At 36.1% G+C, this 14946-nt stretch carries 14 protein-coding genes; 4 read left to right on the top strand and 10 right to left on the bottom strand.

Annotation, left to right across the window (positions count from 1 at the left end; genetic code table 11):
- The first annotated feature begins 86 nt into the window (after positions 1-86).
- On the top strand, positions 87-521 hold the full coding sequence (locus GMB29_RS13605) for a hypothetical protein (RefSeq protein WP_136354415.1): 435 nt from the start codon (positions 87-89) through the stop codon (positions 519-521).
- A 135-nt stretch (positions 522-656) separates the two neighbouring features.
- On the opposite strand, the gene GMB29_RS13600 is transcribed toward GMB29_RS13605, so the two are convergent.
- Positions 657-929 (bottom strand): glycine zipper domain-containing protein, encoded by a 273-nt coding sequence (locus GMB29_RS13600; protein ID WP_227551331.1) that lies wholly within the window; start codon positions 927-929, stop codon positions 657-659.
- A 233-nt stretch (positions 930-1162) separates the two neighbouring features.
- Here GMB29_RS13600 and GMB29_RS13595 point away from each other — a divergent pair, with 233 nt between their 5' ends.
- Positions 1163-3265 (top strand): RNA degradosome polyphosphate kinase, encoded by a 2103-nt coding sequence (locus tag GMB29_RS13595; protein ID WP_136354411.1) that lies wholly within the window; start codon positions 1163-1165, stop codon positions 3263-3265.
- 806 nt (positions 3266-4071) lie between these two features.
- Positions 4072-4938: a D-amino-acid transaminase gene (gene dat / locus GMB29_RS13590; RefSeq protein ID WP_136354833.1), complete on the top strand. Its 867-nt coding sequence runs from the start codon at positions 4072-4074 to the stop codon at positions 4936-4938.
- 392 nt (positions 4939-5330) lie between these two features.
- Here the strand turns inward: dat and GMB29_RS13585 are convergent, their stop codons facing one another.
- Entirely contained in the window at positions 5331-5630 is a 300-nt protein-coding gene (locus tag GMB29_RS13585) for a DUF3892 domain-containing protein (protein ID WP_136354409.1), read from the bottom strand.
- A 272-nt stretch (positions 5631-5902) separates the two neighbouring features.
- On the opposite strand from GMB29_RS13585, the gene ilvD reads away from it, so the two are divergent.
- Positions 5903-7582 (top strand): dihydroxy-acid dehydratase, encoded by a 1680-nt coding sequence (gene ilvD / locus GMB29_RS13580; RefSeq protein ID WP_196305183.1) that lies wholly within the window; start codon positions 5903-5905, stop codon positions 7580-7582.
- A gap of 106 nt (positions 7583-7688) precedes the next feature.
- On the opposite strand, the gene GMB29_RS27700 is transcribed toward ilvD, so the two are convergent.
- The 8 genes from GMB29_RS27700 to dgoD all read right to left on the bottom strand — a co-directional run bounded on the left by GMB29_RS27700 (position 7689) and on the right by dgoD (position 14886).
- A complete protein-coding gene (locus tag GMB29_RS27700) occupies positions 7689-7814 on the bottom strand; it encodes a hypothetical protein (RefSeq protein ID WP_264766574.1) in 126 nt (41 codons plus the stop codon).
- Positions 7815-8286: 472 nt separating this feature from the next.
- Positions 8287-8943: a bifunctional 4-hydroxy-2-oxoglutarate aldolase/2-dehydro-3-deoxy-phosphogluconate aldolase gene (locus GMB29_RS13575; protein ID WP_136354405.1), complete on the bottom strand. Its 657-nt coding sequence runs from the start codon at positions 8941-8943 to the stop codon at positions 8287-8289.
- A 14-nt stretch (positions 8944-8957) separates the two neighbouring features.
- Complete coding sequence (locus GMB29_RS13570) at positions 8958-9914, bottom strand: sugar kinase (protein WP_136354831.1); 957 nt, start codon at positions 9912-9914, stop codon at positions 8958-8960.
- 31 nt (positions 9915-9945) lie between these two features.
- Complete coding sequence (locus tag GMB29_RS13565; RefSeq protein WP_136354403.1) at positions 9946-10806, bottom strand: fumarylacetoacetate hydrolase family protein; 861 nt, start codon at positions 10804-10806, stop codon at positions 9946-9948.
- A 16-nt stretch (positions 10807-10822) separates the two neighbouring features.
- On the bottom strand, positions 10823-11782 hold the full coding sequence (locus tag GMB29_RS13560) for a C-terminal binding protein (protein ID WP_136354401.1): 960 nt from the start codon (positions 11780-11782) through the stop codon (positions 10823-10825).
- An 80-nt stretch (positions 11783-11862) separates the two neighbouring features.
- Entirely contained in the window at positions 11863-12810 is a 948-nt protein-coding gene (locus GMB29_RS13555; RefSeq protein ID WP_136354399.1) for a U32 family peptidase, read from the bottom strand.
- Positions 12807-13718: a dihydrodipicolinate synthase family protein gene (locus GMB29_RS13550; protein WP_136354397.1), complete on the bottom strand. Its 912-nt coding sequence runs from the start codon at positions 13716-13718 to the stop codon at positions 12807-12809. Before GMB29_RS13550 ends, GMB29_RS13555 begins: the two co-directional genes overlap by 4 nt.
- Positions 13719-13737: 19 nt before the next feature.
- Positions 13738-14886: a galactonate dehydratase gene (gene dgoD / locus GMB29_RS13545; protein WP_136354395.1), complete on the bottom strand. Its 1149-nt coding sequence runs from the start codon at positions 14884-14886 to the stop codon at positions 13738-13740.
- Positions 14887-14946 lie beyond the last annotated feature (60 nt).

Raw genomic sequence — 14946 nt, 5'->3', positions numbered from 1 at the left:
GTAAAAAACCTATTTTTTTTGGGATAAAATCACTTAGTGTGGTAATAATGTAAATTAATTGTTAATATTTTGGAGGTTACAGACAAATGAAAAAATTCTTACTTTCTAATCCATTAGGGATTGTCATTACAGCAGCAACATTAATCCTAACCGTTTCGCCTGAAGCAAGAAGAGGAACAAAGAAATTATTGATTAAAGGGGTTGGCTCTGCATTAGCATTGGGAGATCAAATAAAACATCTATCAACTGGTGCTAGGTTGCAATTATCCTCTATTATGGAAGAAGCAAAGCATGAAAAAGAGACAATGGAATTGCCAAATATGAAAGATGCTATGTTTGAAATGACTGAGAGGGGAATGGAAAAATCAAAAGAAACAATTCATCAAGCAAAAGAAACTTTTGGTAACATTTTTTCTGATGAGAAAGAATCACATACTATACATTCTTCCACACCTTTTAATGTTATGAATGACAATTCCCTTAAACAAAAGATGAGTGAGATAGAAAAACAATTACACTAACTAACTTACTTTATCCCCTCTAACTAATAGGAAGATTGAATCCAAAAAATAAAACAGCCTGAGTACGAATATTGAATGTACTCAGGCTGTTCTTTTATTATTGAATAATTTGTGCAGCAAAAATAACTACAATTTTTATCTTATTAAGACGTGTCCGATTTGATTACCTATTTGGCACCCTATTTGCCAACCTAAGAGACCACCGATCAGTGATCCAATTATTGTCCCCAATCCAGGAAGAATACTTGATCCTATCGCAGCACCGAAAGATAAACCAGCAGCAAAGCCAAAACCACCTGATATATTTCGTGTTGTAGCCCTACTGTATTCTTTTAAAGTAATTGTCCCTCTTACTAAAGAAAACGTATCTTCAATTTGTGCTAAACCACCAGATAAAACACCTGACATAGTATTAGCCACCACCATATTATTCACCTGCCTTTTTAGATAGAATTCCCATAAATCGAGATTATTAGTATGCATTAATTAAGTTTTACTTCATTTCAAGTAAATTGATGTCCTTAGAAAAAAATCCGATTGTATATTAATTTTACATTAAAATAATACTAGTCTTAATTATCTCATTAAAGGTAAATGCTGGTTTGGATAAAATTATCTTCTTTTAAGGATGGGTTATTGCAATGGAAGAAACTTTTACTAGGGACTCCACTAAAAAATTAGAAGACTACTCTAACTATAATAATCGTGAATTAAGTTGGTTAGCATTTAATCAACGTGTGCTGGAGGAGTCAATCGATGAAAATAACCTTTTACTAGAAAGATTTAAATTTCTTTCTATTTTCAGTTCCAATTTAGACGAATTTTTTATGGTTCGGGTTGCAGGATTAAAAGATCAAGTCAAAGCAGGATTTAATAAACCTGAAAATAAAGTTGGTTTGACGCCAAAAGAACAATTATCACGGATTTCAAAAAAAACGCATGAATTAATTGAATTACAATATCGAACATACAACGAATGTCTTCTCCCTGCGCTGGAGGTTGAAGGTGTTTCCTTTATATCAATTCATAAAGCAAGTAAAGAGCAACTTGATTTTCTAGAAGCAAAATTTGACGAAGAAATCTTCCACGTATTAACACCTATGGCTATCGACGCCTATCATCCATTTCCAAAATTGTTAAGTAAAAGTTTAAATTTAGCAATTGTTATTAAGGAAAGTAAGCAATATGGAATGAAAATTGGCCAATCAAATGGAAAACTGGCGATCGTACGCGTACCTGCATTATTAGGGCGTTATGTGGAATTGCCAAGTCACCTTGATAAAAGGGAATTTGTTTTATTAGAAGATGTCATTTCACACTTTATCCATAAATTATTTAACGGGTTTTTATTGAAAAGTGTCACCCCCTTTCGCATTACAAGAAATGCGGATCTAACAATTGATGAAGAAGGGGCAAGAGATTTATTAAATGTCATCGAAATAGAATTAAAAAACAGAAAATGGGGCGATGAAGTACGTCTTGAAATTCAAGATCATAATCATGACCAAGATGTATTGAAATACTTACAGGAAGAGTTGGAAATTCACGAGAAAGATACGTATGTGATTGATGGTCCATTGGATTTAACCTTCTTATCATCATTCTCTAAAAGCATTCAAGAAACACATAGTCATCTTGTTGATGAACCATTTGTTCCGAAGATACCCCAAGAATTAGCAACAGGGAAAAATATATTTGAAGAAGCAATGAATCAGGATATCCTGCTTCATCATCCCTATGATTCGTTCGAACCTGTCATTGAGTTTGTTTCCTGTGCTGCCAATGATCCAAGTGTATTAGCTATTAAGCAAACCTTATACAGAGTTAGCGGGGACTCGCCTATTATTAACGCTTTGAAACATGCTGCAGAAAATGGGAAACAGGTAACCGTTTTAGTAGAATTAAAAGCACGTTTTGATGAAGAAAAAAATGTGCAGTGGGCAAAAGAATTGGAACAGGCAGGCTGCCAAGTCATTTATGGAATGACGAACCTAAAAACCCATAGTAAAATTACCCTTGTCGTTCGCCGCAAAAAGAATCGCATTGAATCATTTGTTCATTTAGGCACAGGGAATTACAATGATGTAACATCAAGGATTTATACAGACGTGGGATTAATTACAGCGAATCGAAAGATCGGGATCGATGCTGCCAACTTTTTTAACTATTTAAGCGGTTATATGGAAAAGCCTATTTATCATCATTTGTCAGTGGCACCCTTTGATATTCGCAAAGATTTTATTTCCTTAATAAACCATGAAATTGAATTCCATAAAGCATATAAAAATGGGCATATTATCGCTAAAATGAACTCTTTAACGGATAAAACATTAATTATAAAGCTGTTTGAAGCTTCAAATGCTGGTGTGAAAATTGAGTTGATTATAAGAGGCATATGCTGCTTGAGGCCTGGCATTAAAGGTGTTAGCGAAAATATTAAAGTACGCAGTATCCTTGGCCGTTTTTTAGAACATAGTCGAATCTATTACTTTCATCATAATGGTGAAGAGAAAATCCTTTGTTCATCTGCTGATATGATGACACGAAATATGGAAAATCGCGTTGAAATTTTATTCCCTATTTTTGATTACCGTCTGAAAATACGAGTTAAAAAATGGCTTTCCCTTTGGTTGGCTGATAATGTTAAAGCTCGTGAACAAGACCAAGATGGGAATTATCATTATGTAAAACAGAAAGAAATGGAACCTTTAATCAATAGCCAACTGGAAATTAATGAGGTTTAAATAAAGGAAATTAACTAACGTCTTCTAATGGATAATACTGTTTCGAATAAGGATTCATTATTAAATCATAATAATCCAGTACCATTGCTTAAATTATTTAATTTAAGCAATGGTATTTATCTTTTCACACTAAAAAATCAATTATTATGAAAGATTCATATAATTTAAATATCGAAAAAACATAGCTATCCTTAAGAATTACTCTAATAATATAAATTACAATTTAAAAAACTCACAAATTATGAGGTTTTTCAACTTGATTCAAATAAGACTTTGTACAATATTTTAACATTATTTTGTCATGTAAATTAAAATAGCTAATTTGACATCTTTCTACATCATATCTTCTATGTCAATTTGAGCTGATCTTTTTTCCTCTTCTAATAGATTAACGACCTAAGATACTCTGTATTTTTTTTCGGCGTATATCACTTTGTTTATTCATATATAAAACGGAAGTATAAATGATTAGAAATAATACCATGACAATTCTTGAAAACAAGATAAATTGATCAATAACTCGTTTTTGCAGCGACTTTTAGAAATCTTGAAGTAACACTATTTAGCATATCATTCAACACAATAAATTCTCTTCTAAATAGAAATCTAAAAACTCACAAATGTTATTTCCCCTATTCTTTTCATACTATGATTAACTTAAAATGGTATATTGCTCACTTCCCTAAAATACAAATCAGAAGATAAATTAAAAGGTATATGATAAAATATGGAAAACGCACTATTTCTTAATAATTAATAATACTTAGCTAAAAAAGCAAACCGATCAGGTTAAAGGAGTGATATACATAATGAAAATAATCTATAACGGAATGTTAACAGAAAGATCACAAATAAGCATTGATATAGAAGATCGCGGTTATCAATTTGGCGACGGTGTGTATGAGGTGATTCGAGTATATAACGGTAAATTGTTTACAGAAGATGAACACTTGCAGCGTCTTATTAAAAGTGCTGAAAGTATCCAGATAAAGCTTCCTTACACTATAGTTGAAATGAAGAAGCAGCTTTTTAAGCTGGTTGAGGAAAATAAGCTTACTTTTGGAATAGTTTATCTACAGGTTACTAGGGGGGTATCTCCACGAAATCATTTATTCCCTCAACCTAATACAATTCCTGTTTATTTGGCTTACACTCGTGAATTACCGATCCCTATAACCGATATGAAAAAAGGTGTAACAGCTATTACTGTGGAAGATATCCGTTGGCTTCGTTGCGATATTAAAAGCTTAAATTTATTACCGAATCTTCTTGCAAAACAGAAGGCATCAGAGTATGGCTGCTTTGAAGCGCTCCAACATAGAAGTGGTACAATTACTGAAGGAAGTTCATCAAACGTATCGATTGTTGTGAATGGCATAATTAAAACACATCCAGCAACAAATTTGATCTTGAACGGCATTACTCGAAAGCTAATACTTGAGATAAGTAAAAAAAGTGGTTTAGAAATGAAGGAAGAAGCATTTACTGTTGATGAATTACTGAATGCGGATGAAGTATTTTTAATGGGAACAACGACAGAAGTAATGCCGGTCATTGAGATTGATAAGCGTACGATCAGAAACGGTAAGCCAGGACCGGTAACCAAACAATTACAATCTCTTTTTAAGGATAAAATTGAAAAACGGTGCGGCGTTAATTCTTATACGATTTAATACCATTTCCCCATTACGAACACGACTTTGTAGATGTTGTGAAAAAACTTCTAAAGTCATACACAATTTTATGTCTATCACCTAATCAACTTAGGTTGGACAGTGTTTAAGGAATCAATCTACTAAATGAGGTAAAATAAAGCAACAGCAAACACTAAAGCTGCTTAAAGATCATTGTGCAGATGTAAATATTTAAGATCATAATAATGTGACTTCTTTACAACATGTACGATCAAAAGACTTTCATGAAATTGAGCAAATATTGTTAAAAGCATGAGCAAAATACTTATTAAAATGTACGTTTTTTAAATACAAGAAGTTAGAGGGTTTTGATCCTAAAATCTTGAATCAAAGCCCTCTATTTAATACCTTACAAAAAATTTTCCATGGTATTAAAAATCAGGTAACATATCTAAGTTGTTTTCCTTAATTCCATCTGGTTCACTTCGTAAAATGTCTCTACCATATTTATGAAAAACATCGACATGTGCTAATTTTCCAGCTTTTGCTTCCGCAAGTGCTTCTATATAATCTAACTCTCTTCCAGTTTCAGTTTGAAAGCCAATTAGATCACCGTCTTCGTTTTTTCGAACAGCTACAATTTTCTCTTTATTCAAAAGGTTATTTTCACTATCTGCATTTACATTCGTTTGATTCTGGTACTGATTATAAGCCTCTTCAAAACGATCCAATTTGATCACCTCAATATTTATTTTCACTCAAAATGTCTGATTTATGACAAATAATTAAATTACTGTTTATTAAATGTATTTAACATATTATAAAAACTGTATTCAATCTCTTAAAAAATATGGTACAACTTCTAATATAAATATTATTACGTAGAAAAAGATATACTATTTTATCTATCAAATATTAAAAATTGTGATACAATAGATAAATATTAAAATTTTCAGAAGAATTACTGAATTACTAAAGCAATTGTTTAATGGAGGGAATTAACTTGACTGAACAACGTAGTAATATGATTAAACAAGGAATTGACCGTGCACCACATAGAAGTTTGCTTCGCGCTGCTGGTGTAAAAGAAGAAGATTTTAACAAACCGTTTATTGCGGTTGTAAATTCATATATTGATATAGTACCAGGTCATGTACATTTACAAGAGTTTGGTAAAATTGTAAAAGATGCGATTCGTGAAGCTGGCGGAGTACCTTTTGAAATGAACACAATTGGTGTTGATGATGGAATTGCGATGGGACATATTGGGATGAGATATTCTTTACCAAGTCGAGAAATCATCGCTGATTCTGTTGAGACAGTTGTTTCTGCACACTGGTTTGATGGAATGGTTTGTATTCCAAACTGTGACAAAATTACACCAGGTATGCTAATGGCGGCACTCCGCGTAAATATTCCATCAATTTTCGTCAGTGGCGGACCAATGAAAGCCGGTGTTGATAAAGACGGTAAGCCTTTGAATTTAAACTCTGTATTTGAAGGGGTAGGAGCATACCAATCCGGTAAAATCGATGAAGCAAAATTACAAGAAATTGAGCAATTTGCTTGTCCTACTTGTGGTTCTTGTTCTGGTATGTTTACTGCAAACTCAATGAACTGTTTGGCAGAAGGTCTTGGTCTTGCCCTTCCAGGAAATGGTACAATATTAGCTGTTGCTCCCGAACGTAAGGAATTTGTTAAACGTTCTGCAAAACAATTAATGGAACTTATTGAAAAGGATATTAAACCTCGTGATATCGTGACAATTGATGCGATTGATAACGCATTTGCATTAGATATGGCTATGGGTGGTTCAACTAACACGGTTCTACACACACTAGCATTAGCACATGAAGCTGAAATTGAATATTCATTAGAGCGTATCAATGATATAGCAAGCCGTGTACCACATCTTGCTAAAATTGCACCGGCATCAGACTATCACATTGAAGATGTGCATAATGCAGGAGGCGTAAGTGCGATTATCAATGAGGTTCTTAAAAAACCTGGTGCGATTAAAGGAGATTGCCTAACAGTATCAGGTAAAACATTAGCAGAAAATGTTGCTGGAGCAGAGATTTTGGATAAGAATGTTATTCGTCCATTAGATAATCCTCATTCTGAGCGTGGCGGTCTTGCTGTATTATTCGGTAATTTAGCGCCAGATGGTGCGGTTATCAAAGTAGGAGCAGTTGACCCAGCTGTTGGCGGTTACCATAGAGGACCAGCAATTTGCTTTGACTCTCAGGAAGAAGCACTTTCTGGAATTATTACAGGTAAGGTAAAAGAAGGCGATGTTGTTGTTATTCGTTACGAAGGTCCTAAAGGCGGTCCTGGTATGCCTGAGATGCTTGCCCCTACTTCACAAATCGTTGGAAGAGGTTTGGGTGCTAAAGTTGGCTTGATTACAGATGGACGTTTCTCTGGAGCATCTAGAGGTATTTCAATTGGCCATATTTCACCTGAAGCAGCTGAAGGCGGACCAATCGCATTTGTTGAAAATGGTGATATTATTGAACTGGACTTAAATAATCGTAAAATCCAATTAGAAATTTCCGACGAGGAATTTGAAAAACGCAGAGCTAACTGGAAAGGCTTCGAACCAAAAGTAAAAAAAGGTTACTTAGCACGCTATTCTAAGCTGGTTACATCAGCTAACACTGGCGGAGTAATGAAAATCTAACAATAAATAAAACCTACCAAATGCACTTTAAGTAAGATGCTTCTGGTAGGTTTTTTTCATTATTAAAATGTTTTTAATTAAGAATGTAATTATATAATTATTTTTATTATTCAGGCTCTCCTACCTCAAAGCTGCTATTAATTAATTCCTTAGCTTTTTCATATGAAATATTAAATTTTGTCGCTACCATTTTAATAATCTTATCCCTAGCTTCTAGTACGATATTTGACATGATGTTCTCTCCTCGCTAACTATTCTTGATTTAATATTATCAGAAAATTCAAATACAGAAAGTGTTTTGTCAGATATTCTAACAACATTTCTTCTATACCCTCTTTTCAGAAATTGCTAACCTACTTTTCATTTAACTTACTGTTTATTACAGTCAAATAGTATACTTGTACATTCTAATTTTGTTAGATGTTTCAATTATCTACAAAGTACCGCAAATAAGTAGATTTGGGCTAAAAACTGCGATTAAATCAAAAACAGAGACAAAAACGTCTCTGTTTTAGTTAATACTATGTTTTATAGTTATAAGAACATTAATCAAAATTATTATTCACTAAATCTTTATTATGAATAACAAATTTTTTGTAAGATTTAAAGTAATTTAGTCCATACCGTATAATTTCTGAGGTGTTTAAGTCTGTTCTTATATCGTTAGTTTCTCATAAGCCGTACTGGATCTATGGAAATGTCTATTAAACATTTAACATTCGATTATGATTACTTTTTTGCACGATGGACGTAAATTTTCTTGCCGTATCAGCAAGCTCAGCATAATGATCATCTGATATTAATTTGGTTGGATTTAGTAATGATCCGCCAAGTCCTGCCGCGACAGCACCTGCCTCTAAAAATGAAGCAAGATTGTCGAGATTAACACCACCCGTTGGCATAAGAGGGATATGAGGAAGCGGACCTTTTAGACTTTTAAAGTAGCCCACCCCTAGCGCATCTGCCGGAAATACTTTTATCATGTCTGCCCCATGCTCGTAAGCTGTCAAAATTTCTGTTGGGGTGAACGCTCCGGGAATGCTGATAATGCCGTAACGTTTCGCCATTTTAATCGTTTCCACATTGACTGTCGGAGAAAAGATAAATTCAGCTCCAGCCATAATGGTATTACGAGCAGTTTCTGGATCTAAAACTGTGCCGGCACCAACAATCATTTGATTACCAAACTCTTCTTTCACACTTTCAATTAAATGACATACTCTAGGTGTTTCTACTGTGATTTCTAATGTTCGGATACCGCCTTCTTTCAAAGCTCGAGCAATCGGTATAATTTGGTTTGGACGGGCACCGCGAATAACAGCGACAAGCTTTCCTTGTTTTAGTTCTTCAAGTTTACTCACTCTTTTCATCCTTCCTACCTTTTGACATCTTCCTTGCAGCCATTCATAAACAAATCAAGATCAGCACGATTTGGCAGCCCCTCTGCATCACCATTTACCATCGTTACCATTGCTCCCATTGCATTACCTCTCCGAACAGCTTCATTTAGAGAAAATCCATCTAGTAGGCCTGATAGAACACCTGCTGCAAATGCGTCACCGGCACCAACAGGATCAACAACCCTTTCCACTAAAAAGCCTGGTACATATGTTTTCGGTATCGAAGGAGCTGAGATTAGAGAACCCTCTTTTCCTAATTTCATCAAAACTGTATTGACACCAAGATCGTGAAAATAATCTACATATTGCTCAGGTGTGTGTGTACCAAATAAAAATTCAGCTTCAGCCACACCTGGCATGACGATATCACACTCAGAAGCGTATTTTGTTAGGTAGTGTCGTGCTTCGTTTTCATTAGACCATATTTTTAAGCGTAAATTTGGATCAAAGACAATCCTTGTGGAGTTATCTTTAGCAATACGAATTGCTTTGTCAATGATAGAACGGGAAGATTGACCAAGCGCAGGAGTAATACCGGTAATATGAAGGTATGCGGCATCTTTAATTGCTTCTTCAGGAAGCAATTCCGCAGACATTTTGCTAGCTGCTGAATGTTTCCGGTAGTAATAGACCCTTGTATCATTCATCCGTCTGAACTCTTTAAAAAAGACTCCGGTCGGTGCCTCAGAATCACGTGTAACAAATGAGACATCGACCCCCTCACCACGGATAAACGATAACATCGCTTCACCAAATTCATCCTCGCCAAGCCTGCTGATCCATCGTGACTTATAACCAAGACGGCTCAACCCTATTGCTACATTCGATTCTGCACCACCGAATTTCATTGAAAAGGAACGGGCATGGCGCAACGGACCTTCTTCATTTGGTGTAAATAATGTCATCGTTTCACCAATTGTTACAACATCCATTTTCATCATCTACTTTCCCTATTTGTCTGCATTATTTCACATGATTAGAAAGAGTACCGATTTTTTCAATTGTAACGTTCATTTGATCACCATTTTTTAACCATACTTTAGGATTACGACCCATTCCAACTCCAGGCGGTGTACCAGTAGCAATCAGATCTCCCGGCTTTAATGTCATGGACTGTGATAAAAATGATATGATTTTCGGAACAGTAAAAATCAAGTTATTCGTATTCGAATCCTGCATCATTTCTCCGTTTAGTTCAAGCGATATTTTAAGATTATGCGGGTCCCCCACTTCATCATGTGTGACGACAACAGGGCCAATTGGTGCAAATGTGTCCGCTGTTTTGCCTCGGGACCATTGCCCATCTGAAAATTGTAAATCACGTGCGCTAATGTCATTCATAATTGTATAGCCGAATACATAGTCAGTCGCCTCTTCTTCTGATACACATTTCGCCTCTTTTCCAATTACAATTGCAAGTTCTGCTTCAAAATCGACTTCATTTGAATTTACTGGGATTTCAACCGCTTCATTATGTCCGATAATTGCATTGGCATATTTTGAAAAGATGACAGGCGAAGACGGTGGTTCCATTCCCGTTTCCTTGCAATGATCTATATAATTTAGCCCAACGCAAATAATTTTTTCCGGTTGAGTTAGTGGTGGAAGTATTCTTACATCTGAAAGCGGGAAAGTGACTATGTCATTCTCAGATTGCTCAATTAGCTGATCAACTCGTGCCCTTAACTCATTGTTACGTTCAATAAAGGTTTTCAAACAAGGTGGGAATTCCTCTGCACTAAGTTCCGTTAGACTAATAATACTTTCATCTTGCATAATGCCGATATGCTGATCTTCACCTACAGAAAACGTTGCTATTTTCATAGATTTATATCCTTTCTTACGTCAAAGCGTATGGTGTTTTTGTACCACTTAATACTTGAACGATGTTTTTTGCTGCCTTTTGTCTAAGTTCAATCATTGCTTCCTCAGAATACCAGGCACTGTGAGGGGTAATAATTACGTTGTCCATTTCAAGTAACGGGTTATTAATGCTGACAGGCTCCTCTTCTGTCACATCAAGTGCTGCACCGGCTATTATTCCTTTTTTAAGGGCATCAGCTAATGCTTTTTCATCTATAATTGGACCGCGTGCAGTGTTAATAATTACTGCATTTCTTTTCATTTTAGATAGCCGCTCTTCATTAATTAAATGGTATGTATCAGGAATAAGCGGTACATGTACTGACAAATAATCTGCGTGACGAATCAAGTCATCAAGCTCCATTTTTTCAACACCAACAGCAGCCATTTCTTCACCAGATACGAATGGGTCATATGCAACTGTTTTAAACCCAAGAGGTTTTACCTTTTCAATAAGACGACGAGGAATACGGCCAAAGCCTAGTACACCAACCGTTTGTTCATTAAAGCGATGTATTGGTACACATGCCTTAAAGTCCCAGTTGCCTTTTTTAACTTCATTGTTTAATAGCGTTACTTTACGAGCCCATGAAAGTAAGAGAGCCAAAGCATGGTTAGAAACCTCTTCCATTCCGTAATCTGGAACATTTGCAACAGTAATCCTCTTTTCTTTTGCCGCATCTAGATCAATTGTATTAACGCCGACTCCATAACGGGAAATGATTTTTGTGTTTTGTAGAGATTCAATCACTCGGCGTGAGACAGGTGCATATTGGTTTAATATGGCATCGGCATCTTTTGCATGCTCAATAACCTCTTCTTCTGTTTTACATTGTACTTTAATGAATTCAATGTCCAATCCACTATTTTGAAATACCTCTTCTTCATATTGTAAGTTTTCAAATTCATAATCAGTTAATATTACTTTATATGCCATTTGGCTCCACTCCTTAAGCTCTTTTTAAATTCCTGAAACGATTAGGGGACCCTCTCGTTTCAGGAACAAATAGTTAATAGTTAATTTGTTGCTGTTTTATGGATTTTGGCAATACCGAGTCCTTTTGCTCCAAGTTCTGATGTTTTTGCTTCTGGATAATATCTTTCAATCATCTGAATACCAATCGAGGCACGACGTACACGTTCTTGAACAAGTGAGATATTGGTATTTTCCCATTGTTTTCCAGATGGGTATACATCAGGATGATTACGAAGTCCAAATTTAATATAAACCGGTGCTAAAACTCGAATAATCTCAGGTATTTCATAATAACGAAGGAATCCACCGAAAGTATCTGGCACCTCTACATATAAATCAATCGGAATATCAATGGCTTGACGAATGGCTGCAAGCTTAGGCAGTGTCAATGCAGGTGGCACATTGTATGTATCTGCACCAATGTCTTCCATAAGTTTTACTGATACCGGATTAGCTGCCCCCATTTGTACTGATACTTTTACAACAAAATCCTCAGGCAGCTGTCCGCTTTTTTTCATTTCTTTCGTCAAGAGAAGAAGACCCTCATCAGCAACCAATGCTCCGCGAAGTCCAAGTTCTGCTCCTCTTTTCAAATCTTCCATTGCATACACAAGCTGATCTGCGCCTTCATGGCGGATTCCTTGTGATTTTCCACCTGGTGTAAGCGGTGCTGCACTAACATCCCATGTGCCGCGCGGGCCGACAAACAAACTTAATTCCATGCCACGTTCTGCAGTCAATTCACACATTTCTTTTATTTCTTCATCTGTTTGAAGCATGATACCGCTTCCCTGAGAAATACGGTGAATGGTTAAGCCAAGACGGTCAATTTCTTTTAACGTTTCTTTAAGAGCAACTGGTCCTTCTACACTTGGAAGTTCGATTCGATATTGTGCACCGTCCGGAAATCTTTTATTTGATGTTGGAAGTTCACTAAGATCTGTTGTTGGATAACCTAATTTTTCAAGTAAGTCGCGTGATTGTTTCATAATTGGGCGCCTTCTTTCAATTCAATTTTATTTAAAAGGGTTGCTACATTATTTCGTAATTCATCTGAGAAAACATCGCACGGGGCACGATGTCCAGCCGGAACATCAAACCAGCGCTGATGAACGGCTTCTTTCATTGCAGTAAAAAATGTCGGGCAATAGGTGTAAATATCCATCAGTTTTGAAATCACTTGATGATTTTTTTGTGCTGTAAGTAAATCACCTTTTTGAAATGTTTCATATAAATCCACCGCTATTTCAGGAGCGAAGACAGCACTTCCGTTAATGCTCCCTGCTGCCCCAATCATTAGAGCGGGAAGAAAATGCTCATCAAATGCAGAAAAAACTTGAAAATCACTGCGTACTTTTTTCGTTTCTGTTAGTACTTGTCGAATGTGGCCAAAATCACTGACTGTTTCTTTTATACCAACGATGTTGGAATGTGCTTCGGCTAATCTTTTAATTAGTTCAACTGACAAATTTTGCCCAGTTAGTTGAGGGATGTTATAAATGAATACTTGCAGCTTTGTGTGTTCAGCAACACATGAAAAAAATCTATATAATTGCTCATCTGACAATTTCCAGTAATATGGGTTCACGACAAGAACACCGTCTGCTCCATGCTCTTCTGCATAGGAAGTTAAATCAAGCACATCTTTTAATGCGGTATGACCCACGCCAACCATAACAGGTACACGGCCATTTATGTGCTTAATCATTTCGCGAACGTAAAGCTTGCGTTCTTCTGTCGTAAGTGATGAGAATTCACCAGAACTTCCCATCAACAAAATTCCATGAATATTCTGTGAAATTAGTTTATCAATATACCGTTTGTTCAGCATTAAATCTAAATTTCCTGCTTCATCAAATAACGTGACTACCGGGGGTATGATTCCTTGAAAATTCATTTTCCTTCTCCCTTCGCACTTACCATTCGGCGATACTACCGTCTTCATGACGCCAGATTGGATTTCTCCAATCATGACCAACTTCTGCTGCTTGTTTTACTTTCTCTTCATTAATTTCAATTCCAAGTCCTGGTTTTTCTGATATATTTACATAACCATTTTCATAGGCAAACACTTCAGGGTTCTTTATATAGTCGAGAATATCCATTCCTTCGTTATAATGGATTCCTAAGCTTTGCTCCTGAATGATAAAGTTTGGTGTTGATGCGTCAAGATGTATAGATGAAGCTAGCGTCATCGGACCTAGAGGACAATGCGGCGCAATAGCCACATCATATGCTTCTGCCATTGCAGCAATTTTTTTTCCTTCTAAAATACCACCTGTATGCGACAGATCCGGCTGAATAATATCAACGTAACCATCTTGGAGAAGTTGCTTAAATCCCCAGCGAGTATACATTCTTTCACCAGTCGCAATTGGGCACGTCGTATGCATAGCAATGTCACGAAGTGCTTCATTGTTTTCTGGTAGAACAGGTTCTTCGATAAACATTGGACGGTATGGTTCCAATTCTTTTACAATTGTTTTTGCCATCGTTTTATGAATACGTCCATGAAAATCAACACCGATGCCAAAGTCCTTTCCGACTGCTTCTCTAATGGATGCAACGCGCTCAATAACTGCTTCAACTTTTGAAAAACTGTCTATGTAATTCATTTCTTCAGATGCATTCATTTTCACAGCCAGGAAGCCTTGATCTTGCTTTTCTTTGGCGGCAGCGACAACATCAGCGGGTCGATCTCCCCCTACCCATGAGTACACTTTAATTTTTTGACGAGCTTTTCCTCCAAGCATTTCATATACTGGTATGTTGTAGTACTTTCCTTTAATGTCCCATAACGCCTGTTCAATTCCGGAAATTGCGCTCATTAAAATTGGTCCGCCACGGTAAAATCCTCCTCGATACAGTGTCTGCCAAATATCTTCAATGTCGTTAGGGTTGCGGCCGATTAAGTAATCTGTTAGTTCAGTAACTGCAGCTTTTACAGTATCGGCACGACCTTCTACAACAGGTTCTCCCCAACCTGTAATGCCTTCGTCTGTTTCAATTTTTATAAAAAGCCACCGCGGTGGTACCTTGAATAAAGATACTTTTGAAATTTTCATAGAACACACCTCATATTATATAGAGTGGGAGATTCCTATATTTAGAAATCTCCATTTTTC

The organism is Metabacillus sediminilitoris, from assembly GCF_009720625.1.
Lineage (GTDB): Bacteria > Bacillota > Bacilli > Bacillales > Bacillaceae > Metabacillus > Metabacillus sediminilitoris.
The sequence above is the reverse complement of the archived record's forward strand: the minus strand, read 5'-3'. Positions and strand labels throughout refer to the sequence as shown.

Excerpts from the sequence above, each read along its gene's own strand:
- GMB29_RS13605 (WP_136354415.1), top strand. The coding sequence starts at position 87 with ATGAAAAAATTCTTACTTTCTAATCCATTAGGGATTGTCATTACAGCA.
- GMB29_RS13600 (WP_227551331.1), bottom strand. The coding sequence starts at position 929 with ATGTCAGGTGTTTTATCTGGTGGTTTAGCACAAATTGAAGATACGTTT.
- GMB29_RS13595 (WP_136354411.1), top strand. The coding sequence starts at position 1,163 with ATGGAAGAAACTTTTACTAGGGACTCCACTAAAAAATTAGAAGACTAC.
- GMB29_RS27700 (WP_264766574.1), bottom strand. The coding sequence starts at position 7,814 with ATGTCAAATATCGTACTAGAAGCTAGGGATAAGATTATTAAAATGGTA.
- GMB29_RS13570 (WP_136354831.1), bottom strand. The coding sequence starts at position 9,914 with ATGGATGTTGTAACAATTGGTGAAACGATGACATTATTTACACCAAAT.
- GMB29_RS13565 (WP_136354403.1), bottom strand. The coding sequence starts at position 10,806 with ATGAAAATAGCAACGTTTTCTGTAGGTGAAGATCAGCATATCGGCATT.
- GMB29_RS13560 (WP_136354401.1), bottom strand. The coding sequence starts at position 11,782 with ATGGCATATAAAGTAATATTAACTGATTATGAATTTGAAAACTTACAA.
- GMB29_RS13555 (WP_136354399.1), bottom strand. The coding sequence starts at position 12,810 with ATGAAACAATCACGCGACTTACTTGAAAAATTAGGTTATCCAACAACA.
- GMB29_RS13550 (WP_136354397.1), bottom strand. The coding sequence starts at position 13,718 with ATGAATTTTCAAGGAATCATACCCCCGGTAGTCACGTTATTTGATGAA.
- dgoD (WP_136354395.1), bottom strand. The coding sequence starts at position 14,886 with ATGAAAATTTCAAAAGTATCTTTATTCAAGGTACCACCGCGGTGGCTT.